This is a genomic window from Pseudomonas sp. 8209 (genome assembly GCF_028682105.1).
Taxonomy (GTDB): domain Bacteria; phylum Pseudomonadota; class Gammaproteobacteria; order Pseudomonadales; family Pseudomonadaceae; genus Aquipseudomonas; species Aquipseudomonas palmensis.
In genome coordinates, this window is sequence record NZ_JANIAH010000002.1 from 83608 (window position 1) to 104977 (window position 21370).

A 21370-nucleotide genomic window follows, 5' to 3' on the forward strand; every position below is an offset into this window, starting at 1 on the left:
AACAGATAGGAATTCAAGCGCGCACCTGACAAAACTGTCAGTTCTCTATAAACAATCAACCTGGCAATGACAAGTTTTATAACCACCCACAAAAAAGCCCGGTCAAACCAGTGTCTGACCGGGCAGGTACACCCAAAGGAGCAAAGGTGTCAGGCGGGGGGGAAATCGGTACGGCTCAAGCTACCGCAGCCAGCAGCGCCTTGGCCTGGTTCAGGCCTTTTTCGTGGAAGTCGCCGCCCATGTTCAGGCCCTCGGCGTGAATGAACGTCACCTCGTGAATGCCGATGAAGGCCATCACCTGGCGCAGGTAGGGCTCCTGATGGTCGCTACCGGCCCCGGCGTGGATACCGCCGCGGGCCGTCAGCACATAGGCGCGCTTGCCGGTCAGCAAGCCCTGCGGGCCGGTGGGGGTGTATTTGAAGGTGACGCCGGCACGCAGCACATGGTCGAGCCAGGCCTTCAGCGTACTGGGGATGGTGAAGTTGTACATCGGCGCCGCCAGCACCAGTACATCGGCGGCCAGCACTTCGTCGGTCAGTTCGTTGGAACGTGCCAGTGCCTGCACTTCTTCGGCGCTGCGCTGGGCTTCGGGCTTCATCCAGCCACCCAGCAGATGGCTGTCCAGGTGGGGTACCGGGTTCAATGCCAGGTCGCGCACGCTGATCTGGTCGGCCGGGTTGGCCGCCTGCCACTGGCTGATGAAATCACGGGTCAGCTGACGAGACACGGAGTCCTGCAGGCGGGCGCTGCTTTCGATGATCAGTACGCGGGACATGGGTTGCCTCCATCGGCAAGTTCGCTAAGTCGATGGAGGCAAGATTAGAGATTGACCTATCGATAAAAAAGCGTAAAAACTGGGTTAAATCTATCAGTTAACCTGTTTTATTGCGGTTTGCAGTCCAGCGCGATGCGCAGCTTGAGGATTTCGCGGTTGAATTTGGCCGTCACGTCGACGCTCTTTTTCGCCGGTACCTGTATGCGCCGTACCCTGGGGGCCTCCGGGCCGTTGCGGAAGGTGACCTTGCACGTCGCTGCCACATCGCCGTAGTTGTTCAGGCTGATCGAGCCGATGTCACGGTCGGTGTCGTAGGTGGTGTAGTCAAGCTTCACCCCGTCGGTGTTCTTGGTCACGTCGATGGGGTAGGCCAGGGCCGTCAGCGGCAGCAGGGCCAGCAGTGCAACACAGATTTTCTTCATAACGGCGCTCTCCATGAAAGTGCGCCAGCTTAGGACAACAGGAGCCGAAGATGAAAGCGCCGCGCGTTACCCTGGATCAGTGGCGGACTCTGCAGGCGGTGGTCGACCACGGCGGCTTTGCCCAGGCCGCCGAAGCCCTGCACCGCTCCCAATCGTCGGTGAGCTATACCGTGGCCCGCATGCAGGACCAGCTCGGCGTGCCGTTGCTGCGCATCGACGGGCGCAAGGCGGTGCTCACCGATGCCGGCAGCGTGCTGCTGCGCCGCTCGCGCCAGTTGGTCAAGCAGGCCAGCCAACTCGAAGACCTCGCCCATCACATGGAGCAGGGTTGGGAAGCCGAGGTGCGCCTGGTGGTCGATGCCGCCTACCCCAATGCCCGACTGGTACGTGCCCTGAGTGCGTTCATGCCGCAAAGTCGCGGCTGCCGGGTGCGCCTGCGCGAGGAGGTGCTGTCAGGGGTCGAGGAAGTGCTGCACGAAGGGGTGGCGGACCTTGCCATCAGCGGCTTCAGCATCCCCGGCTACCTGGGCACCGAATTGAGCGCGGTGGAGTTCGTGGCCGTTGCACACCCCGAGCACAGCCTGCACCGCCTGGGCCGCGAGCTCAGTTTCCAGGACCTGGAGAGCCAGTTGCAGGTGGTGATCCGCGACTCTGGCCGGGCGCAACCGCGGGATGTGGGCTGGCTGGGCGCCGAACAGCGCTGGACGGTCGGCAGCCTGGCCACCGCCGCCACCTTCGTCAGCAGCGGCCTGGGCTTTGCCTGGCTGCCACGCCACCTGATCGAGCGCGAACTGCGCGAAGGCGTGCTCAAGCCACTGCCGCTGGACCAGGGTGGCAGCCGTCACCCGCTGTTCTACCTTTACTCGAACAAGGACAAACCCCTGGGCCCGGCCACGCAGATCCTCATCGAGTTGCTGCGCAACTTCGACACTGCGCCGCTGGACGTGCCCTTCGCCGCCCCCGCCCAAGCCTGACAGGTAACGCCCATGGCCTATTTCGAACATGAAGGTTGCACCCTGCATTACGAGGAATATGGCCAGGGCGAGCCCCTGGTACTGCTGCACGGCCTGGGCTCGAGCTGCCAGGACTGGGAATACCAGGTACCGGAGCTGGCCCGTCAGTACCGCGTGATCCTGCTCGATGTGCGCGGCCACGGGCGCTCCGACAAGCCTCGCGAGCGCTACAGCATCGCCGGCTTCAGCGCCGACCTGCTGGCCCTGCTGGAGCATCTGAACACCGGCCCGGTGCACCTGGCTGGCCTGTCGATGGGCGGCATGATCGGCTTCCAGTTTGCCGTCGACCATCCCCACCGGTTGCGCAGCCTGTGCATCGTCAACAGCGCACCCGAGGTCAAGCTGCGCAGCCGCGACGATTACTGGCAATGGTTCAAGCGCTGGAGCCTGGCCCGCCTGCTGAGCCTGGAGACCATCGGCAAAGGCCTGGCCGCACGCCTGTTTCCCAAGCCGGAGCAGGCCGAGTTGCGACGCAAGATGGCCGAGCGCTGGGCGCGCAACGACAAGCGTGCGTACCTGGCCAGCTTCGATGCCATCGTCGGCTGGGGGGTACAGGAACGCCTGGGCCAGATCCGCTGTCCTACGCTGGTCATCAGCGCCGACCACGATTACACCCCGATACAGCTCAAGCAGCGCTACGTCGCGCTTATTCCTCAAGCACGACTGGCGGTCATCGAAGATTCACGGCACGCTACACCGCTGGATCAACCCCGGCTGTTCAACCAGACCCTGCTGCAGTTTCTGGCAACGGCTTCAACCACTTCTCAAGGATCATTGAGTTCATGCTGAAAAAACTTCTGCTTGGCGCCTGCTCGGTCGTCTTCGCCACCAGCCTGATGGCTGCCGAAAAAGCCCCGCACGTACTGCTCGACACCAGCTTCGGCCAGATCGAAGTGGAACTGGACCCGGTCAAGGCGCCCATCTCGACCAAGAACTTCCTCGAGTATGTCGACAGCGGCTTCTACACCAACACCATCTTCCACCGCGTGATCCCGGGCTTCATGGTCCAGGGCGGCGGCTTCACCGCGCAGATGCAACAGAAGTCGACCAAGGACCCGATCCGCAACGAGGCCAGCAACGGCCTGCACAACACCCGCGGCACCCTGTCGATGGCCCGCACATCCAACCCGAACTCGGCCACCAGCCAGTTCTTCATCAACGTGGCCGACAACGCCTTCCTCGATCCGGGCCGCGATGCCGGCTACGCCGTGTTCGCCAAGGTGGTCAAGGGTATGGACGTGGTCGACCAGATCGTCAACTCGCCGACCACGCGCAAGAACGGCATGGCCGATGTACCGGCCGATCCCGTACTGATCAAGTCCGCCAAACGCATTGACTGAGCCCGTGTTCACAGGGACGTGAACCACGACCGGCCCGGTCGAGTCAGACAGGAGTTAGAGTTTTGAGGTTGTATCGCTATTTCGAAAAGCTGATCGATATCTTTCGCGAAGCACCGACCGCATCGCCGCCGGGCAAGGTCCTGCCGTTCTATTTCTACTACCTGCGCCAGGTGTGGCCCAGCTTTGCCGCACTGCTGGTGGTGGGGCTGGTGGCTTCGCTCATCGAAGTGGCGCTGTTCAGTTACCTGAGCCGCATCATCGACCTGGCCCAGGGCACGCCAAACCCCGATTTCTTCAGCGATCACGCCAGCGAGCTGATCTGGATGGTGGTGGTCACGCTGCTGCTGCGCCCGCTGTTCTTCGGCCTGCACGACCTGCTGGTGCACCAGACCATCAGCCCGGGCATGACCAGCATGATCCGCTGGCAGAACCACACCCATGTGCTCAAGCAGAGCCTCAATTTCTTCCAGAGCGATTTTGCCGGGCGCATCGCCCAGCGCATCATGCAGACCGGCAACTCGCTGCGCGATTCGGCCGTGCAGGCGGTGGACGCCCTGTGGCACGTGCTGATCTACGCGATCAGCTCGCTGGTGCTGTTCGCCGAGGCCGACTGGCGCCTGATGCTGCCCCTGACCGTCTGGATCTTCGCCTACATCGGCGCACTGTGCTATTTCGTGCCCAGGGTCAAGGAACGCTCGGTGGTGTCATCGGATGCGCGCTCCAAGCTGATGGGCCGTATTGTCGATGGCTACACCAACATCGCCACCCTCAAGCTGTTCGCCCACACCGACTTCGAGCGCCAGTACGCCCGCGAAGCGATTCGCGAGCAGACCGAAAAGACCCAGCTGGCCTCGCGGGTGATCACCAGCATGGATGTGGTCATCACCAGCCTCAACGGGCTGCTGATCGTCACCACCACCGGCCTGGCGCTGTGGCTGTGGAGCCAGTCGCTGATCACCGTGGGCGCCATCGCCCTGGCCACCGGCCTGGTGATCCGCATCGTCAACATGTCGGGCTGGATCATGTGGGTGGTCAACGGCATCTTCGAGAACATCGGCATGGTGCAGGATGGCCTCAAGACCATCGCCCAGCCGGTCACCGTCACCGATCCGCCAGATGCTCCGGCGCTGAAGGTCGATCGCGGCGCGGTGCGCTTCGACAACGTCGACTTTCATTACGGTCAGGGCAGCCGGATCATCAGCAACCTGACCCTGGACATTCGCCCCGGCGAGAAGATTGGCCTGATCGGCCCCTCGGGCGCCGGCAAGTCCACCCTGGTCAACCTGCTGCTGCGCCTGTACGACCTGGAAAGTGGCCGTATCCTGATCGACGGCCAGGACATTGCCCAGGTGAGCCAGGCCAGCCTGCGCGCACAGATCGGCATGATCACCCAGGACACCTCGCTGCTGCACCGCTCGATTCGCGACAACCTGCTGTATGGCCGGCCGGATGCGACAGAAGAGGAGTTGTGGGAGGCGGTGCGCCGGGCGCGGGCCGATGAGTTCATCCCTCAGCTGTCCGATGCCCAGGGGCGCACCGGTTTCGATGCGCATGTGGGCGAGCGTGGCGTGAAACTGTCCGGCGGCCAGCGCCAGCGCATCGCGATTGCGCGGGTGCTGCTCAAGAATGCGCCGATCCTGATCATGGACGAAGCTACTTCGGCGCTGGATTCGGAAGTGGAGGCAGCCATCCAGGAGAGCCTGGAGACCCTGATGCAGGGCAAGACGGTGATCGCCATTGCTCACCGCCTGTCGACCATCGCGCGGATGGACCGGCTGGTGGTGCTGGAGCAGGGGCGGATTGCCGAGATGGGCACCCATGCCGAACTGCTGGCGCACCAGGGGCTCTACGCACGGTTGTGGCATCACCAGACGGGTGGGTTTGTCGGGGTCGATTGAACACCGCGGCGACGGTATCGCGGGTCAAGCCCGCTCCCACAGGGATTTCACTGCGCCTGCGGGAGCGGGCTTGGCGTTCAGACTTGCCTGAAGGGCAGCGCCGTACGCGCCTCCTCGGCATACCCCAGCACCCCCACCCGCTCCTGCGCCAGAAAGTCCTGCACGGCCGCCTTCAACCCCGGATGCAGCAGGTAATGCCAGGACCGCGTGATCACCGGTTCGAACCCGCGAATCAGCTTGTGCTCGCCCTGCGCCCCGGCATCGAAACGCTGCAACCCTTCGGCAATGGCAACGTCCATGCCCTGATAGAAGCACGTCTCGAAATGCAACCGGTCGAACTCCGCCAGGCAGCCCCAATAGCGCCCATACAGGCTGTCACCACCCACCAGGCTGAACGCCATCGCCACCGCCCGCCCGCCCTGATGCGCCATCACCACGCGGATCGACGCGGGCATGCGTTCGGCCAGCAGGCTGAAAAACGCCCGGGTAAGGTACGGGGCACGGCGGCGCACGGCGTAGGTGTTGGCATAGCATGCGTACACGAAATCCCACTGCGCCTCACTCAGCTCATGGCCGTGGTACCACTGAAACTCGATACCCTGCCCCGCCACCTGCTCGCGTTCCTTGCGCATCTGCTTGCGCTTGCGCGAACTGAGGCTGTCGAGAAAATCCTGGAAGTCCCGATAACCCTGGTTGCGCCAGTGAAACTGACACCCCAGGCGCTCCATCCAGCCCGCACGCCCACGCAATACTTCGTCGCTGGCCGGGTCGGTGAAGTTCACGTGCAGGCCCGACAGCCCCTGTTCGAGCAAAGCATCGCTGACGCCGTCGATCAGCTCACCCGCCGCCTGCGCGTCGCCCAGCAGGCGCGCGCCGCTGACCGGTGAAAACGGCACCGCGCACAGCAGCTTGGGGTAGTAGTCGATACCGGCGCGGTCGCAGGCGTCGGCCCAGCCGTGATCGAACACGTACTCGCCGAACGAATGGGTCTTCACGTAGGCCGGCATGGCCGCCCGCACCAGGCCCTGAGCGTCGGTCAGAACCTGGTGGGCCGGTGCCCAGCCGGTGCGCGGGGTGACGCTGGCGCTGTCTTCCAGGCTGCGCAGGAAGGCATGGCGCAGGAACGGCTGGGCATCCGGCACCAGGGCATCCCAGGTGGCGGCGTCGATATCGGCAAGGTGCGGCAGAATTGAGATGGGCATGCGCGCAGTCTGCCCCCTCGTGCGAGCAAAAAAAAGCCCCGCAGGTGCGGGGCGAAGATCTAACGGATGAAGGAGTGTGTTGCAGGGGTAACGCTTAGAACACGTACTGCGCGCGCATCACGAAACCGTCGCCGCTGTCGTCGCCGGCAGCGTTCTGCGCGTTGTCGGTCTTGGCCTTGACGTACACGCCGCTGAGCTTGATCGACTCGTTGGCGTACCAGTTCACACCCAGGTTGTGCACCTTGGCTTCCACGTCACCGATGTCGGCAAATGCGCCGTTGTTGTCGTCGACGCTCAGGTGGTCGTAGCGGTAGAACACTTCCCACGCACCAATCTGCTTGTTGGAAGGCTTGATGCTGTCGAACTTGCCGAGTTTGTAGCCACGCGCTTCACCGGTGATGGTGTAGGCCACCTGGCCGTAGTAACCCTTGGCCTTGATGTCGGAGAAGGCCGAGTCGTCTGCCTGAACATCACGCTTGATGTACTCGCCCTGCACCGAGAACGGGCCCAGCGCGTAGGCGGCTTCCAGGCCCCAGGCCTTGTCGGTGTCGTAGGCACCGGCCGGGGTGGTGGCGTTGCCGCCCAGCACCAGGCGGTTGCCGTTGTTGCCGGCGTCCTGGCCACCGTCGGTGCTCACCCCACGCATGCCCAGGCGGCTGCGGATACGGCCGTCGAACGCGGTGTCGGAAAGGTCGCGCTGGGCGTAGTTCAGGCCAACGTGCAGTACGTTGCCGGCCTCGTGCATCGGTGCGAACACACCGCGCAGGTTGAACTGCTTGGAGCTGTCGCCGTCCTTGTCCTGGTTGGTGGCGTCCTTGGCGAACAGGCCGGCCGAACCGTACAGCGAGTCACCGGCGTTACCCGATGCCTGGATACCGAAGCCGCCGTTGTGCGAGTTGGTCCAGTCCACCAGGTCGTAGGCAGCGGTTCGCTCCTGGGCAGTCACCCACTTGGAGCTGGTGGCTTTTTCCAGGCCGAACTCGGGGTCGAAGCGACCGACCTTGATCGACACCGGCTTGAAGCCGTTGTAGGCCAGCGACGCTTCGTCGAAGTAACCGTCTTCGGAACGGTTGTCGCCACCGGAGTTATGCGAGAAGTCGTAGGCGATCTGGTAGGCCCAGTCGGTGTACATCACACCGCCCAGTTCCAGGTAGGCACGGCGGAAGTAGCCCGCATCGGCGGTATCGCCGTTCTTGGTGTAGAAACCGTCGAAGCGGCTGTAGTCGGCCTGGACCCGGCCACCCAGCTTGAAGCTGAATTCCTTGTCAGCGGTAGCGACCTCCAGGCCACCCTTGGTCTTGACTACGATATCGGCGCCGTCAGTAGTCACGGTGCCCGCGAAAGCCTGGGCGGTAACGGCCATTGCCAAGGCGCTGGCTGCGAAACCTGCGAAGTGCTTACGGATCATCGAAGGAACTCCCCTACGTTCATAACGTTTATGGTCTTGATTACGTTGAAAAAACACGCGGCTCAGGCCACTTGTGCTGGGGACGAATCTTGGCGGGGGGTTATTTCAGATCAGTGGCTGTTAGATAAATATTTAGTGACAGGGGAACTTTTTACTTCGAATGTGAATAAGACAATCAGCCCCGTTGCAGGGCTGGTTGCGGGGTTTCAGCGCGTTGCCCGGCGCTCGGCGGCCAGCCGCGCCGCAAGGGCATCGGCCCCCTCCACAGGCGCCGGCGGCAGCGCCTTGAGGGTTGCCTGGGCCAGGCGCAACTGCTTGATGAAGCGACGACAATTGCGACAGAACAGCAGGTGCTGGCGCGTCATCAGGCGCTCGCCCAGGGTCAGTTGCCCGTCCAGGTAATCACTGGAGCAGGCGACCAGTTGCTTGCAGGTCAGCATTGGCCGGTGTCCTCGAAATGTTCCAGGGTCGCGAAGACCTTGAGGCGTGCACGGTGCAGCAGCACACGCACATTGGAGAGCGACAGGTCGAGCAGATTACAGATCTCCACCAGTTCGAGGCCCTGGCGCTCACGCAACAACAGCACACTGCTCTGCAGTTGCGACAGGCTGAGCAGGGTGTGCTCCAGGCATTCGCGCAACTGCTCCTGGCTGAGCAGGGCCTCGGGGCTGTCTTCGTGCCATGCCGAAGGCGCCAGCAGCCAGTGACCGTCGCTGGCAAAACGCGCGTCGTCGATGCTGCCATGGGGGGCCGGCAGGTCGTCGAGCAGCACCTCGCGGCGGTTTTGCCGGTAACGGGTCTTGGCCGTATTGGCGGTGATGGTCAGCAGCCAGGTCTTGAGGCTGGAGCGGCGCTGGAAGCCCGCCAGACCGCGTACCGCCGCCAGCCAGGCATCCTGCACCACCTCGTCGGCGCCACGTTCGCCGACGATGGCATAGGCCACCGCGCGCATGGCGCCCTGGCAGGTCTGAACCAGTTCGGCGAACGCGCGCTGCTCTCCCTCCAGCAAGCGGTCGAGCAAGCGCTGTTCGTCAGCCGTCACTGGCGTGGGCGATCAACGTTTGCGCAGGATCACGCTGCCGATCGAGTAGCCGGCACCGAACGAACTGAGCACCCCGAGGGCACCCTTGGGCAGGTCGTCCTGGTGCTTGTGCAGCGCGATCACCGAGCCGGCCGAACTGGTGTTGGCGTAGGTATCGAGAATCACCGGGGCCTCCTCGACCAGCGCGTCGCGGCCCAGCAGCTTCTTGACGATCAGGTGGTTCATGCTCAGGTTGGCCTGGTGCAGCCAGAAGCGCTTGACGTCACTGACGTTGAGGTTGTTTTCGCTCAGGTGCTGGCCGATCAGCTCGGCCACCATCGGGCACACCTCGCGGAACACCTTGCGGCCTTCCTGCACGAACAGCTTGTCCGGCGCACCGATACCCTCTTCCGCCGCGCGGTTGAGGAAGCCGAAGTTGTTGCGGATGTTGTTGGAGAACTGGGTCAGCAGCTTGGTGCTGACGATATCGAACTGGTGCGCCGAGGTAGCGAGGTCGGCACGTTCGACCAGCACCGCCGTGGCGGCGTCGCCGAAGATGAAGTGGCTGTCACGGTCACGGAAGTTCAGGTGGCCGGTGCAGATCTCGGGGCTGATCACCAGCACCGAACGGGCCTGACCCAGTTGCACGCTGTTGCAGGCGACCTGAATGCCGAAGGTCGCCGACGAACACGCCACGTTCATGTCGAAACCGAAACCGGCGATGCCCAAAGCCTGCTGCACTTCGATGGCGATGGCCGGGTAAGGGCGCTGCAGGTTGGAGCAGGCGACGATGACCGCGTCGACATCGGCTGCGGTGCGCCCGGCACGCGCCAGGGCCTGCTCGGCGGCGGCCACGCCCATCTGGCAGAGGATCGACGGCTCGTCGTTGCTGCGCTCCGGCAGGCGCGGCTTCATGCGCTGCGGATCGAGGATGCCGGCCTTGTCCATCACGAAGCGGCTCTTGATGCCCGAGGCCTTCTCGATGAACGCAGCGCTCGACTCGGCCAGTGCCTGCACTTCGTCCCGTTCGATGGCAGCGGCATTGTCGGCGTTGAACTGCTGCACATAGGTGTTGAAAGACTCGACCAGCTCTTCGTTGGAAATGCTGTTGGCCGGGGTGTACAGGCCGGTGCCGCTGATGACGACGTTATGCACGGTCGTTCCTCTGTTCGGGGCCGCTGCCTGCCGGGCAACGGCCTGTTCTGTCGGTCAAATGGCACGAAAGTACCAATTAATACAGGCAATGCACCCGGCAAGCGGGGCAGTACGCTGTGCTGCATTCTGTAGCTACCGTGGCAGGTACCTGACACGGTAGCGAAGTTCGCCAAGTGTGCCACAAGTTCCGGGGATTAGGCTTCCACCAGACTCCATTGCTTGGCCAGGCGCTTGTCGGAAATCGGTACCTTGGTACCCAACTGCTGGGCAAACAGCGACACGCGGTATTCCTCGATCCACCAGCGGTACAGCACCAGTTGCTCGTCGCGCTTTCCCTCCTGGGCATGCTTGTCGGCACGCGCCTTGTACTGTGCCCACAGACCGCTCAGCTCGCCGCTCCACACGCGGTCCTTCTGCACCTGCGAACCGAGTTTTTCCAGACGCAGTTCCACCGCCTTGAGGTAGCGCGGCAGTTCCTTGAGCCAGATGCCCGGGGTTTCCCGTACAAAACCCGGGTACACCAGGTTGGCCAGTTGCTGCTTGATGTCGTTGAGCGCCACGGCCTGGGCCAGGTCGATCTTGCCCTTGAAGCGCTTCTGCAGACCGTGCCAGAGCTTGAGTATCTCGAGGGTCAGGCGGGCCAGGCGCTCGGCGTGATCGGCCCAGTGGCCGCGCTTGCGTTCGGCCAGCGAAGCAAGCCCGGCACCGTCGCGCGGCAGGCTGCTCTCGCCGTCGAGGATGCAGGTGTCCAGGCTGGCCAGCAGGATGTCCTCGACCAGCGCATCGACACGCCCCAGCTCGCGGTACAGCAGGCCCAGTTCGGTCAGCCCCGGCAGCTTGCCGCGCAGGAACTTCGCCGGCTCGGCCAGTTGCTGCAGCAGCAGCCGCTGCAAGGCTCGGCGGTGCTGGAACTCGGCTTCGGCCTGGGTCGAGAAGCGCCCTTCCTTGACCGTACCGCCCTCTTCCACCAGCGCCGGGTACACCGTCATCGACAGCCCGGCGATCTTCTGCTGGGCGGTCTGGGCCACCTCGGCAAACACCTTGGCTTGCACCGGCTGCTGGGCCTTGGCCGATTGCGGCACGGCCAGCGCGGCCTGGCTGGCAGCAACGAAGCGCGCCGTCAGCTCGGTCAGGTCGCGGCCTTCACCCAGGAACTTGCCCTGGGCATCGACCACTTCGATGTTCATGCGCAAATGGCCTTCCACCTGCGCAGCCGCCTCGGCCCAGGCCTCGTCGCTGACCCGCGCACCGGTCATGCGCAGCAGTTCGCGGCCCAGCGCCTGGGGCAGCGAGCCGTCGGCGAAGGTCATGCGCTGCAAGGCGGCCTTGACGAAGTCGGGCACCGGCACGAAGTTCTTGCGCAAGGCCTTGGGCAGGTTGCGTACCAGCGCAATGCACTTGGCTTCCAGCAACCCCGGCACCAGCCATTCCAGGCGCTCGCCCGGCAGGCTGGGCAGCAGCGGCGCCGGCACCCTCACGGTAACGCCGTCGCGGGGGTGGTTGGGTTCGAAGTGATAGCTCAGCGCCAGGCTCAGGTCGCCGATGCGCAGGGTATCGGGGTACTGCGTGGCGGTGACTTCACTGGCCTCGCGGGCCAGCACGTCCTCTTCGCGCATGATCAGCAACTGCGGGTCTTTCTGGCTGGTGACGCGGTACCAGCTGTCGAAGGTCGCGGTCTGGTGGATCTCGGCCGGCAGGCGCGCCTCGTAGTAGGCGTACAGGGTCTCTTCATCAGCCAGGATGTCGCGCCGGCGGGCCTTGGCCTCCAGCTCGTCGAGCTGCTCGAGCAGGCGCGTGTTGGCCGCCAGGCACTTGGCCCGCGACTGGATCTCACCGCCCACCAGGGCCTGACGGATAAACAGCTCGCGCGAGGCCTGCGGGTCGATCGGCCCGTAGTGCACCGGGCGCCGGCCGACCACGATCATGCCGTACAGCGTGACCTGCTCGAAGGCCACCACCTGGCCGCGCTTCTTCTCCCAGTGCGGTTCGAAGTGGTTCTTCTTGATCAGGTGCCCGGCCAGCGGCTCGATCCAGTCCGGCTCGATCTTGGCCACCATGCGCGCATACAGCTTGGTGGTCTCGACCAGTTCGGCGGTCATCAGCCATTGCGGGCGTTTCTTGCCCAGGCCCGAGGACGGATGTACCCAGAAGCGCCGCTGGCGCGCGCCCAGGTAGTCGCCGTCCTCGGTCTTCTGGCCGATCTGGCTGAGCAGCCCGGACAGAATCGCCTTGTGCAGGCGCGGGTAGTCGGCCGGCTCCTTGTTGATGCTCAACTGCAGGTCGCGGCAGATCAGGCTCAGTTGCCGGTGTGCATCGCGCCATTCGCGCAGACGCAGGTAATTCAGGAAATTCTTGCGGCACCAGTTGCGCAGCGGGCTGGCCGTCAGGGCCTGGCGCTGTTCTTCGAAGCCGCGCCACAGGTTGACCAGCGCGGCGAAGTCCGAGTCGCTGTCCTTCCACTGCGCATGGGCCTGGTCGGCAGCCTGCTGGCGCTCGGGCGGACGCTCGCGGGGGTCCTGCACCGACAGTGCACTGGCCACGATCAGCAACTCCTGCAGGCTGCCCTGCTTGGCGCCTTCGAGCAGCATGCGGCCCAGACGCGGGTCCACCGGCAGGCGCGCCAGCTGGCGGCCCAGCGGGGTCAGCTGGTTCTCGCGATTGACTGCCGAGAGTTCCTGCAGCAGGTTGAAGCCGTCGCTGATGGCCTTGCCATCCGGCGGCTCGATGAACGGGAAGGCGTCGATCTCGCCCAGGCGCAGGTGCAGCATCTGCAGGATCACCGCAGCCAGGTTGGTGCGCAGGATCTCGGGGTCGGTAAAGGCGGGCCGACCATTGAAGTCGTCCTCGCTGTACAGGCGCACGCAGATGCCCGGTTCGACCCGCCCGCAACGGCCCTTGCGCTGGTTGGCACTGGCCTGGGACACCGCCTCGATGGGCAGGCGCTGCACCTTGGCACGGTAGCTGTAGCGGCTGATGCGCGCCGTGCCGCTGTCGATCACGTAGCGGATGCCCGGTACGGTCAGCGAGGTTTCCGCAACGTTGGTGGCCAGCACCACGCGCCGCCCCGGATGGGACTGGAAGATCTTCTGCTGCTCGGCCGGCGACAGCCGTGCATACAGCGGCAGGATTTCGGTGTGGCGTAGCTGTGCCTTGCGCAGCATCTCGGCGGCATCGCGAATTTCGCGCTCGCCGGGCAGGAACACCAGCACGTCGCCCGGGCCCTTGCCGATGCTGCGCTCATGGGCGGCAATCTCGTCGAGGGTGGCCAGGATCGCCTGGTCGACGGTCAGATCGTCCTCGACGCGGTTGCCCTCCTCGTCCTGCTCGCTGGTCAGCGGCCGGTACCAGGTCTCGACCGGGTAGGTACGCCCGGACACCTCGATGATCGGCGCATCGTTGAAGTGCCTGGAAAAGCGCTCCAGGTCGATGGTCGCGGAGGTGATGATGACCTTGAGGTCGGGGCGCCGCGGCAGCAGGGTCTTGAGGTAGCCGAGCAGGAAGTCGATGTTCAGGCTGCGTTCGTGGGCTTCGTCGACGATGATCGTGTCGTAGCGTTCCAGAAAGCGGTCGTGCTGGGTTTCGGCCAGCAGGATGCCGTCGGTCATCAGCTTGACCAGGGTGTTGGCATCGCTCTGGTCTTCGAAGCGCACCTGGTAGCCGACCAGCGCGCCCAGCGGCGTACCCAGCTCTTCGGCCACGCGGGTGGCCACGCTGCGCGCGGCAATCCGGCGCGGCTGGGTGTGGGCGATCTGGCCATGCTGGCCGCGGCCCAGTTCCAGGCAGATCTTGGGCAACTGGGTGGTCTTGCCCGAGCCGGTTTCGCCCGCGATGATCAGCACCTGGTGGGCGGCCAGCACCTTCTTGATTTCGTCACGCTTGGCCGCGATCGGCAGGCTGTCGTCGTAGTGGATGCGCGGCACGCTGGCCTTGCGCGCGGCGACCTGATCGCAGGAGGCCTGTACCCGGGCGGCCCACTGGGCCAGCTTGGCCTCGTCGGGGCGCTTGCGCAGGTCATGCAGTTGCCGACGCAGGCGATGGCGCTCGGCGATCATGGCGTGGTCAAGGTTTTTCAGCAGTTGCTCGATGGCGGCGTTCTGGTCAGTCATGACGTCTTTTTAATAATGCAGGTGAGCCTGCTTTCACATGATCGGCGTAGTTTGGTCGGGGATTGTCGCAGATTTGCCCTGCCACGGCACGGTTCGCCATGCAGGGCCATTGTTTAGCCATTGATTAACTGAAGGTATACAAAGGCCGATTTAATGAACCTTCCCACGCGTGGGAGTATCCGTGCATGACTTTGCCAGCGTGTACGCCCCGCCCCCTGATGCGCCCTTCGTTCCCGAAGGTGCGGGCGCGCCCCGGTGAAAATCCGCTGTTCAATAGCATCCTCGCGTTCTGGGCCTTGTGGCATTGCCGCCATGCCCGCCCACCAGATACCGCCCTCGCACCCCACTGATACCGCTGGCCCGGTTGCGGCCAACCTGTCGACCGATCGACGTGCCCACTGGCGCGCGATCCTGTACGCCGCCACGGCGTAAGCGAGTGCACCATGCAGTTTGCCCCTGTTTCCGAGGCCGAGGATTTCCTGGCCGCCAACCCCGATATCGAGATGATCGAGCTGTTCATCCTCGACGCCAACGGCGTGCCCCGCGGCAAGCTGCTGCACCGCGAGGAACTGCTGGCCGTGTATGAAAGCGGGCGGCCGCTGCCCAGCACCATCCTCGGCCTGACCCTCAACGGCGACGATGTGGAGAACTCGGGGCTGGTGTGGGACGTGGGCGATATCGACTGCCGCGCATACCCGCTGGCCGGCAGCCTGGTGCGCATGCCGTGGCGGCAGATCCCCACGGCGGCAGTGCAGGTGAGCATGCACCCCAGCGAAGGCCTGCCGGCCACCGTCGCCGATCCACGCCAACTGCTGGCCAAGGTGATCGACGCGCTCAAGGCCGATGGCTATGAGCCGGTAATGGCTTGCGAGCTGGAGTTCTACCTGCTCGACCAGAAGCGCGATCACCTGGGCCACCCGCAACCGGCACTGGATACCGACGGCGGTCGCCCCCGCGCCACCCAGGTATACGGCCTGCGCGAGCTGGAGCAGATCGAACCGTTTCTGGCCGACCTGTACAGCGCCTGCAAGGCCCAGGGCATCCCTGCGCGTACCGCGATTTCCGAATACGCCCCCGGCCAGGTGGAGATCACCCTGGAGCACGGCGACGCCTTGCTGGCCATGGACCAGGCGGTGCGCTACAAGCGCCTGGTCAAGGGCGTGGCACACAAGCACGGCATGCAGGCCTGCTTCATGGCCAAGCCGTTCGAGCACCTGGCCGGCACCGGCATGCACATGCACGTGAGCCTGGCCGACGCCGCCGGCCACAACCTGTACGCCAGCGAAGACAAGGCCGGCACGCCCCTGCTGCGCCAGTCGGTGGGCGGCATGTTGGCCATGCTGCTCGACTCGCTGCTGCTGTTCTGCCCCAACGCCAACTCCTATCGCCGCTTCCAGGCCAACAGCTATGCACCGCTGGCGCCGACCTGGGGTGTGGACAACCGTACCGTGAGCCTGCGCGTGCCCGGCGGGCCGGCCAACACCCGACATATCGAACACCGCATCTGCGGCGCCGATGCCAACCCGTACCTGGCAGCCGCGGCCATTCTGGCCAGCATCCACCATGGCATCCGCCAGCAACTGGACCCCGGCGCCCCGGTGCAGGGCAACGGCTACGCCCAGGCCAAGACGCTGCTACCCACCGACTGGCTGACCTCGCTGACCGCGCTGGAGCGCTCCAGCTGGGCGCGCGAAGCGTTCGGCGAGGCCTTCCTCGGGGTGTACCTGGCGGTCAAGCGCGCCGAGTACCGCCAGTTCATGGCCGAGGTCGGCGAGCAGGACTGGCGCTGGTACCTGACCCAGGCCTGAGCCCCCTATTCTTCAAGGAACACACCCATGAATGCAGCCCTCAACCACGGCACCGCCCAGCGCAGCGCCTCCTACTACACCGCCAGCCTGAACGACACCACCCAGTACCCGACCCTGCAGGGCACGGTCGAGGTCGACGTGGTGATCATCGGTGGCGGCTTCACCGGCGTGGCCAGCGCGGTGGAACTGGCCGAGCGCGGCCTGAAGGTGGCCATCGTCGAAACCAACCGTATCGGCTGGGGCGCCAGCGGGCGCAACGGCGGCCAGGTCACCGGCAGCCTGTCGGGTGACGAGGCCATGCGCAAACAGATGCGCAAGCGCCTGGGCGATGACGTGGACGATTTCATCTGGCAACTGCGCTTTCGCGGCCACGACATCATCCAGCAACGGGTCGAACGCTATGCCATCGACTGCGACCTCAAGCACGGCCACCTGCACGCGGCCATGAAGCCTGCGCACATGGCCGAACTGCAGGCCTTCGCCGACGAAGCCCAGCGGCGCGGCATGGGCGAGCAGGTGCAGATGCTCGACCGCGAGGCGGTGCGCCAGCACCTGGACAGCCCGTTGTACCTGGGCGCGCTGAAGAACCTGCGCAACCTGCACCTGCACCCGCTCAACCTGTGCCTGGGTGAGGCGCGGGCGGCGCACCAGCTGGGGGCGCTGATCTTCGAGAACTCCGAAGTGCTGGAGATCGTGCATGGCGACAAACCTGCGGTGGTCACGGCCAAGGGCCGGGTCAACGCACGCCAGGTGATGCTGGCCGGCGACGTGTACCACAAGCTGGAAAAGCCCCAGCTCAAGGGCAAGATCTTCCCGGCCATGGGCGGCATCGTGACCACCACCCCACTGGGCGAGCTGGCCCGCAAGCTCAACCCGCAGGACCTGGCGGTGTACGACTGCCGCTTCGTGCTCGACTATTACCGCATGACCGCAGACGGGCGCCTGCTGTTCGGTGGCGGGGCCAATTATTCGGGACGTGATTCGCGGGATATCGCGGGGGAGCTGCGCCCGTGCATCGAGGCGACCTTTCCGGCGCTCAAGGGCGTGCCGATCGAATTCCAGTGGAGCTGCGCGATGGGCATCGTGGTCAACCGCATTCCGCAGTTGGGCAAGCTGTCGGACAACGTGTGGTACTGCCAGGGGTATTCGGGGCATGGCATTGCCACCAGCCACATCATGGGCGAGATCATGGCCGAAGCGATCACCGGCACATTGAGCCGATTCGATACCTTTGCCGGCTGCAGCCACATCAAGGTGCCGATGGGCGATGTGCTGGGCAACCCATTGCTGGCGGCGGGGATGTGGTACTACCAGATGCTTGAGAAACTGCGTTGAAAACATCGCGGGTCAAGCCCGCTCCCACAGGGATCACTACTGTCCTTGTGGGAGCGGGCTTGACCCGCGATGAGGCCCGAAGGTTAAACCTCAGGCGATCTTCTTGAGGCCCAGCTTCTTCAACTCTTCATCGCGCAACTCGCGCCGCAGGATCTTGCCCACGTTGGTGGTCGGCAAGGCATCGCGGAACTCGATCAGGCGCGGCACCTTGTACGCCGTGACATTGGCGCGCATGTGCTCCATCACCTGGTCCTTGGTCAGGGTCACACCCGGCCGCGCCACGATGAAGATCTTGATCAGTTCGCCCGATTTCTCGTCCGGCACGCCAATGGCGGCGCACTGCAACACGCCCGGCAGGGTCGCCAGCACGTCTTCGAGTTCGTTCGGGTAAACGTTGAAGCCGGACACCAGAATCATGTCCTTCTTGCGGTCGACGATGCGCATGTAGCCATCGGTCTGGATCACCGCGATATCACCGGTCTTGAGCCAGCCGTCGGCATCCAGGATCTCGGTGGTCGCCTCTTCGCGCTGCCAGTAGCCCTTCATCACCTGCGGGCCCTTGATGCACAGCTCGCCGATCTCGCCCAGCGCCAGCTCCTTGCCATTGTCGTCGATCACCTTGCACAGGGTCGACGGCAGCGGAATGCCGATGGTACCGATCTGGTTGTGCTCGGCCGGGTTGACCGCCGCCACCGGGCTGGTCTCGGTCATGCCGTAGCCTTCGCAGATGGAGCAACCGGTGACGCTCTTCCAGCGCTCGGCCACCGCCACCTGCAGGGCCATGCCGCCCGACAGGGTGAGCTTGAGCCCCGAGAAGTCCATCTTGCGGAAGGTCTCGTTGTTGCACAGGGCCACGAACAGGGTGTTCAGGCCGACGAAGCCGGTGAACTTCCACTTGGACAGTTCCTTGACCATCGCCGGCAGGTCGCGCGGGTTGCTGATCAGGATGTTGTGGCTGCCGATCAGCATCATCGCCATGCAATGGAAGGTGAAGGCATAGATGTGGTACAGCGGCAGCGGCGTGATCAGGACCTCGCAGCCCTCGCCCAGGTTCGAGCCCATCAGCGCACGGCATTGCAGCATGTTGGCCACCAGGTTGCGGTGGGTCAGCATCGCACCCTTGGCCACACCCGTGGTGCCACCGGTGTACTGCAGCACGGCGACATCGCCGCTGTCGGGGCTGACTTCGTTGACCGCCTTGCCCTGCCCCTTGGCCAGCGCATCGTTGAACTTGACGGCCTTGGGCAGGTGGTAGGCCGGCACCATCTTTTTCACGTACTTGATCACACTATTGATCAGCAGACGCTTGAGCGGTGGCAGCAGGTCGGCCACTTCGGTGACAATGATGTGCTTGACCTGGGTCTTGGGAACGACCTTTTCGGCCAGGTGGGCCATGTTGGCCAGGCACACCAGCGCCTTGGCACCGGAATCGTTGAACTGGTGTTCCAGCTCCCGCGCGGTGTACAGCGGGTTGGTGTTGACCACGATGAGCCCGGCGCGCATCGCACCGAAGACGGCCACGGGGTATTGCAATACGTTTGGCAGTTGTACCGCGATGCGGTCACCGGGCTGCAGGTCGGTATGCTGCTGCAGGTAGGCGGCAAACGCCCCCGACAGCTCATACAGCTCGCCATAGGTGAGGGTCTTGCCCAGGTTGCTGAACGCCGGCTTGTCGGCGAAACGCTGGCAGGACTGCTTCAATACCGCTTGAATGTTCGGATACTCATCAGGATTGATTTGCGAGGCAACCCCGGCTGGGTACTTATCCTTCCAAAAGTGTTCGATCATGGAAGCCCACTCCTCCAGCAACAGCGAAATCTTCTCCGCAGTCGACGCGATTATTATTGATATGTGATGACGGATTGCTACAAACCGAAGCATCAGAAGCGCGCCGAGAGTAGCAGCTTTGCCAGAGGGCGCCTAGAGCCAAAGTGGGCCGCAAAGTCACATAAATGACTAACGAATACCCAGTAGTCATTTTTAGAGTAAAGGGTCTATTCAGCAAAAGCTTCGCCGGCAAGGCCGGCTCCTACACGGCAAAGTAGGAGCCAGCCTGGCCGGCGAATGGCTTTCAGGCGATATCGCGCAATTCCCGGCGCAGGATCTTGCCCACCGGGGTCATCGGCAGCGAATCGCGCAGCACGATCTGCTTGGGCACCTTGTAGCCGGTGAAGTTGGCCTTGCAGTAGGCCTTGAGCTCCTCGACGCTCACGCCGCCATCGCGTGGCACCACGAACAGTTTCACCGCCTCGCCGGAACGCTCGTCCGGCACTCCGATGGCCGCGCAGTTGGCCACCTTGGGGTGCGCCATCACCACGTCCTCGATCTCGTTGGGGTACACGTTGAAGCCCGACACGATGATCATGTCCTTCTTGCGGTCGACGATGCGCGTGAAGCCGTCCGGGTCGATCACTGCAATATCGCCGGTCTTGAGCCAGCCCTGCGCATCGAGCACCTCGGCGGTGGCGTCCGGACGCTGCCAGTAGCCCTTCATCACCTGCGGCCCCTTGATGCACAGCTCGCCGCGCTCGCCCAGGGCCAGCTCGTTGCCGTCATCATCGATCACCTTGTACGCCGTATCGGGCAGCGGTATGCCGACCGTACCCAGGCGCGCCTGCTGGCCGTAGGGGTTGGTGCTGGCCACCGGCGAGGTTTCGGTCAGGCCATAGCCTTCGACGATGCGACACCCCGTGATGCTCTCCCAGCGCTCGGCAGTGGCCTTGACCAGCGCCGTGCCGCCGGAGTTGGTGACCTTCAGCGAGGAGAAGTCCAGGTGCTTGAAATCCGGATTTTCCATCAGTGCCACGAACAGCGTGTTCAGGCCCAGCAATGCCGAGAAGCGCCACTTTTTCAGCTCTTTGACAAAGCCCGGTATGTCGCGCGGGTTGGTGATCAGCACGTTGTGATTGCCGGTGACCATCATGCACATGCAGTTCGCGGTGAAGGCATAGATGTGATACAGCGGCAGCGGCGCGATCATCACCTCCTGGCCTTCCTTGATCATCCTCTGCCCGTCCGGCCCCAACTGCGAAAAGCACGCCAGCACCTGCAGCATGTTGGCCACCAGGTTGCCGTGGGTGAGCATCGCGCCCTTGGGCAGGCCGGTGGTGCCGCCGGTGTACTGCAGCACCGCCACGTCATCGAGCGTCACCTGCACCGGCTTGAGCGCATGGCCACGGCCCTGGCGCATCACCTGCCGGAACGGCACCGCCTGGGGCAGGTGATACGCCGGCACCATCTTCTTGACCCGCGCCACAACGGTGTTCACCAGCCAGCCCTTGGCCAGCGGCAGCAGGTCGCCCATCTTCGCCTCGATCAGCACCTCGATGCCGGTATCGGGCAGCACCTCCTGCACCAGCTTGCCGAACATGTTCAAGTACACCAGGGCACGGGCGCCGGAGTCCTTGAACTGGTGGCGCATCTCGCGCGCGGTGTACAGCGGGTTGGTGTTGACCACGATCAGCCCGGCGCGCATCGCGCCGAACACGGCAATCGGGTACTGCAGCACGTTGGGCATCTGCACCGCGATGCGATCACCCGGGACCAGGTCGGTGTGCTGTTGCAGGTAGCCGGCAAAGGCTGCGGACTGGCGATCCAGATCGGCGTAGGTCAGGGTGACGCCCAGGTTGGTGAACGCCGGGCGGTCGGCGAAGCGCTTGCAGGAGCGCTCGAACACCTCCAGCACCGACTTGTAGACAGTCAGGTCGATATGTGAGGGCATGCCCGCGGGGCGCTTGTCATTCCAGAAGTCAGCTTGCATTTATTCTTGTCCTCATTCCTGAGCCTGTGGGCTGCCTGCATGCAGAAAATCGCATCGTGTGCCGACGTTAGCAGTTAAGCCGCAGGGGGCAAACATGCCAAGACCTGTCATTAACATTCTGAATCTT

The 21370-nt window shown here is 64.1% G+C and carries 16 protein-coding genes; 6 read left to right on the forward strand and 10 right to left on the reverse strand.

Annotated elements, in window-relative coordinates:
• Positions 1–175 precede the first annotated feature (175 nt).
• Entirely contained in the window at positions 176–775 is a 600-nt protein-coding gene (locus NP552_RS03895) for an FMN-dependent NADH-azoreductase (protein ID WP_054914940.1), read from the reverse strand.
• 107 nt (positions 776–882) lie between these two features.
• Complete coding sequence (locus NP552_RS03900; protein WP_043864149.1) at positions 883–1197, reverse strand: hypothetical protein; 315 nt, start codon at positions 1195–1197, stop codon at positions 883–885.
• Between the two features lie 50 nt (positions 1198–1247).
• Between NP552_RS03900 and NP552_RS03905 the strand changes: the two genes are divergently transcribed.
• From NP552_RS03905 to NP552_RS03920, 4 genes are all read left to right on the forward strand, one after another.
• Positions 1248–2171: a LysR family transcriptional regulator gene (locus NP552_RS03905; RefSeq protein ID WP_043864150.1), complete on the forward strand. Its 924-nt coding sequence runs from the start codon at positions 1248–1250 to the stop codon at positions 2169–2171.
• Positions 2172–2183: 12 nt separating this feature from the next.
• Positions 2184–2999 (forward strand): alpha/beta fold hydrolase, encoded by an 816-nt coding sequence (locus tag NP552_RS03910; RefSeq protein ID WP_043864151.1) that lies wholly within the window; start codon positions 2184–2186, stop codon positions 2997–2999.
• On the forward strand, positions 2993–3550 hold the full coding sequence (locus NP552_RS03915) for a peptidylprolyl isomerase (RefSeq protein ID WP_196932143.1): 558 nt from the start codon (positions 2993–2995) through the stop codon (positions 3548–3550). Before NP552_RS03910 ends, NP552_RS03915 begins: the two co-directional genes overlap by 7 nt.
• Before the next feature lie 68 nt (positions 3551–3618).
• Positions 3619–5448 carry an ABC transporter ATP-binding protein gene (locus NP552_RS03920; RefSeq protein ID WP_196932161.1) on the forward strand — a complete coding sequence of 610 codons (1830 nt, stop codon included), beginning with the start codon at positions 3619–3621 and terminating at the stop codon, positions 5446–5448.
• Between the two features lie 77 nt (positions 5449–5525).
• Here NP552_RS03920 and NP552_RS03925 read toward each other — a convergent pair whose 3' ends face one another.
• The 6 genes from NP552_RS03925 to hrpA all read right to left on the reverse strand — a co-directional run bounded on the left by NP552_RS03925 (position 5526) and on the right by hrpA (position 14340).
• On the reverse strand, positions 5526–6650 hold the full coding sequence (locus NP552_RS03925) for a GNAT family N-acetyltransferase (RefSeq protein WP_123753010.1): 1125 nt from the start codon (positions 6648–6650) through the stop codon (positions 5526–5528).
• Positions 6651–6744: 94 nt separating this feature from the next.
• A complete protein-coding gene (locus tag NP552_RS03930; protein ID WP_043864155.1) occupies positions 6745–8058 on the reverse strand; it encodes an OprO/OprP family phosphate-selective porin in 1314 nt (437 codons plus the stop codon).
• A 206-nt stretch (positions 8059–8264) separates the two neighbouring features.
• Positions 8265–8498 carry an anti-sigma factor family protein gene (locus tag NP552_RS03935; RefSeq protein ID WP_043864156.1) on the reverse strand — a complete coding sequence of 78 codons (234 nt, stop codon included), beginning with the start codon at positions 8496–8498 and terminating at the stop codon, positions 8265–8267.
• On the reverse strand, positions 8492–9100 hold the full coding sequence (locus NP552_RS03940; RefSeq protein WP_274096447.1) for an RNA polymerase sigma factor: 609 nt from the start codon (positions 9098–9100) through the stop codon (positions 8492–8494). The genes NP552_RS03935 and NP552_RS03940 overlap by 7 nt, the downstream gene beginning before the upstream one ends.
• 12 nt (positions 9101–9112) lie before the next feature.
• Entirely contained in the window at positions 9113–10234 is a 1122-nt protein-coding gene (locus tag NP552_RS03945; RefSeq protein ID WP_274096448.1) for a beta-ketoacyl-ACP synthase III, read from the reverse strand.
• Between the two features lie 194 nt (positions 10235–10428).
• Positions 10429–14340, reverse strand: coding sequence for an ATP-dependent RNA helicase HrpA (hrpA, locus tag NP552_RS03950; protein ID WP_054914945.1), 3912 nt, complete (start codon positions 14338–14340; stop codon positions 10429–10431).
• 443 nt (positions 14341–14783) lie between these two features.
• Here hrpA and NP552_RS03955 point away from each other — a divergent pair, with 443 nt between their 5' ends.
• Both NP552_RS03955 and NP552_RS03960 read left to right on the forward strand, forming a co-directional pair.
• Positions 14784–16148 (forward strand): glutamine synthetase family protein, encoded by a 1365-nt coding sequence (locus NP552_RS03955; RefSeq protein ID WP_058541534.1) that lies wholly within the window; start codon positions 14784–14786, stop codon positions 16146–16148.
• A 27-nt stretch (positions 16149–16175) separates the two neighbouring features.
• A complete protein-coding gene (locus tag NP552_RS03960) occupies positions 16176–17483 on the forward strand; it encodes an NAD(P)/FAD-dependent oxidoreductase (RefSeq protein ID WP_043864161.1) in 1308 nt (435 codons plus the stop codon).
• A 90-nt stretch (positions 17484–17573) separates the two neighbouring features.
• Here the strand turns inward: NP552_RS03960 and fadD1 are convergent, their stop codons facing one another.
• Positions 17574–19271, reverse strand: a complete 1698-nt coding sequence (gene fadD1, locus NP552_RS03965; protein WP_043864162.1) for a long-chain-fatty-acid--CoA ligase FadD1 — start codon at positions 19269–19271, stop codon at positions 17574–17576.
• A gap of 283 nt (positions 19272–19554) precedes the next feature.
• Positions 19555–21243 (reverse strand): long-chain-fatty-acid--CoA ligase FadD2, encoded by a 1689-nt coding sequence (fadD2, locus tag NP552_RS03970; RefSeq protein ID WP_274096449.1) that lies wholly within the window; start codon positions 21241–21243, stop codon positions 19555–19557.
• Between the last annotated feature and the right edge of the window lie 127 nt (positions 21244–21370).

Bases quoted from the DNA above. Each gene is read 5' to 3' on its own strand.
- NP552_RS03960 (WP_043864161.1), top strand. From the start codon at position 16,176: ATGAATGCAGCCCTCAACCACGGCACCGCCCAGCGCAGCGCCTCCTAC.
- NP552_RS03910 (WP_043864151.1), top strand. From the start codon at position 2,184: ATGGCCTATTTCGAACATGAAGGTTGCACCCTGCATTACGAGGAATAT.
- NP552_RS03915 (WP_196932143.1), top strand. From the start codon at position 2,993: ATGCTGAAAAAACTTCTGCTTGGCGCCTGCTCGGTCGTCTTCGCCACC.
- hrpA (WP_054914945.1), bottom strand. From the start codon at position 14,340: ATGACTGACCAGAACGCCGCCATCGAGCAACTGCTGAAAAACCTTGAC.
- NP552_RS03895 (WP_054914940.1), bottom strand. From the start codon at position 775: ATGTCCCGCGTACTGATCATCGAAAGCAGCGCCCGCCTGCAGGACTCC.
- fadD1 (WP_043864162.1), bottom strand. From the start codon at position 19,271: ATGATCGAACACTTTTGGAAGGATAAGTACCCAGCCGGGGTTGCCTCG.
- NP552_RS03955 (WP_058541534.1), top strand. From the start codon at position 14,784: ATGCAGTTTGCCCCTGTTTCCGAGGCCGAGGATTTCCTGGCCGCCAAC.
- NP552_RS03905 (WP_043864150.1), top strand. From the start codon at position 1,248: ATGAAAGCGCCGCGCGTTACCCTGGATCAGTGGCGGACTCTGCAGGCG.
- NP552_RS03935 (WP_043864156.1), bottom strand. From the start codon at position 8,498: ATGCTGACCTGCAAGCAACTGGTCGCCTGCTCCAGTGATTACCTGGAC.
- fadD2 (WP_274096449.1), bottom strand. From the start codon at position 21,243: ATGCAAGCTGACTTCTGGAATGACAAGCGCCCCGCGGGCATGCCCTCA.
- NP552_RS03900 (WP_043864149.1), bottom strand. From the start codon at position 1,197: ATGAAGAAAATCTGTGTTGCACTGCTGGCCCTGCTGCCGCTGACGGCC.
- NP552_RS03925 (WP_123753010.1), bottom strand. From the start codon at position 6,650: ATGCCCATCTCAATTCTGCCGCACCTTGCCGATATCGACGCCGCCACC.
- NP552_RS03930 (WP_043864155.1), bottom strand. From the start codon at position 8,058: ATGATCCGTAAGCACTTCGCAGGTTTCGCAGCCAGCGCCTTGGCAATG.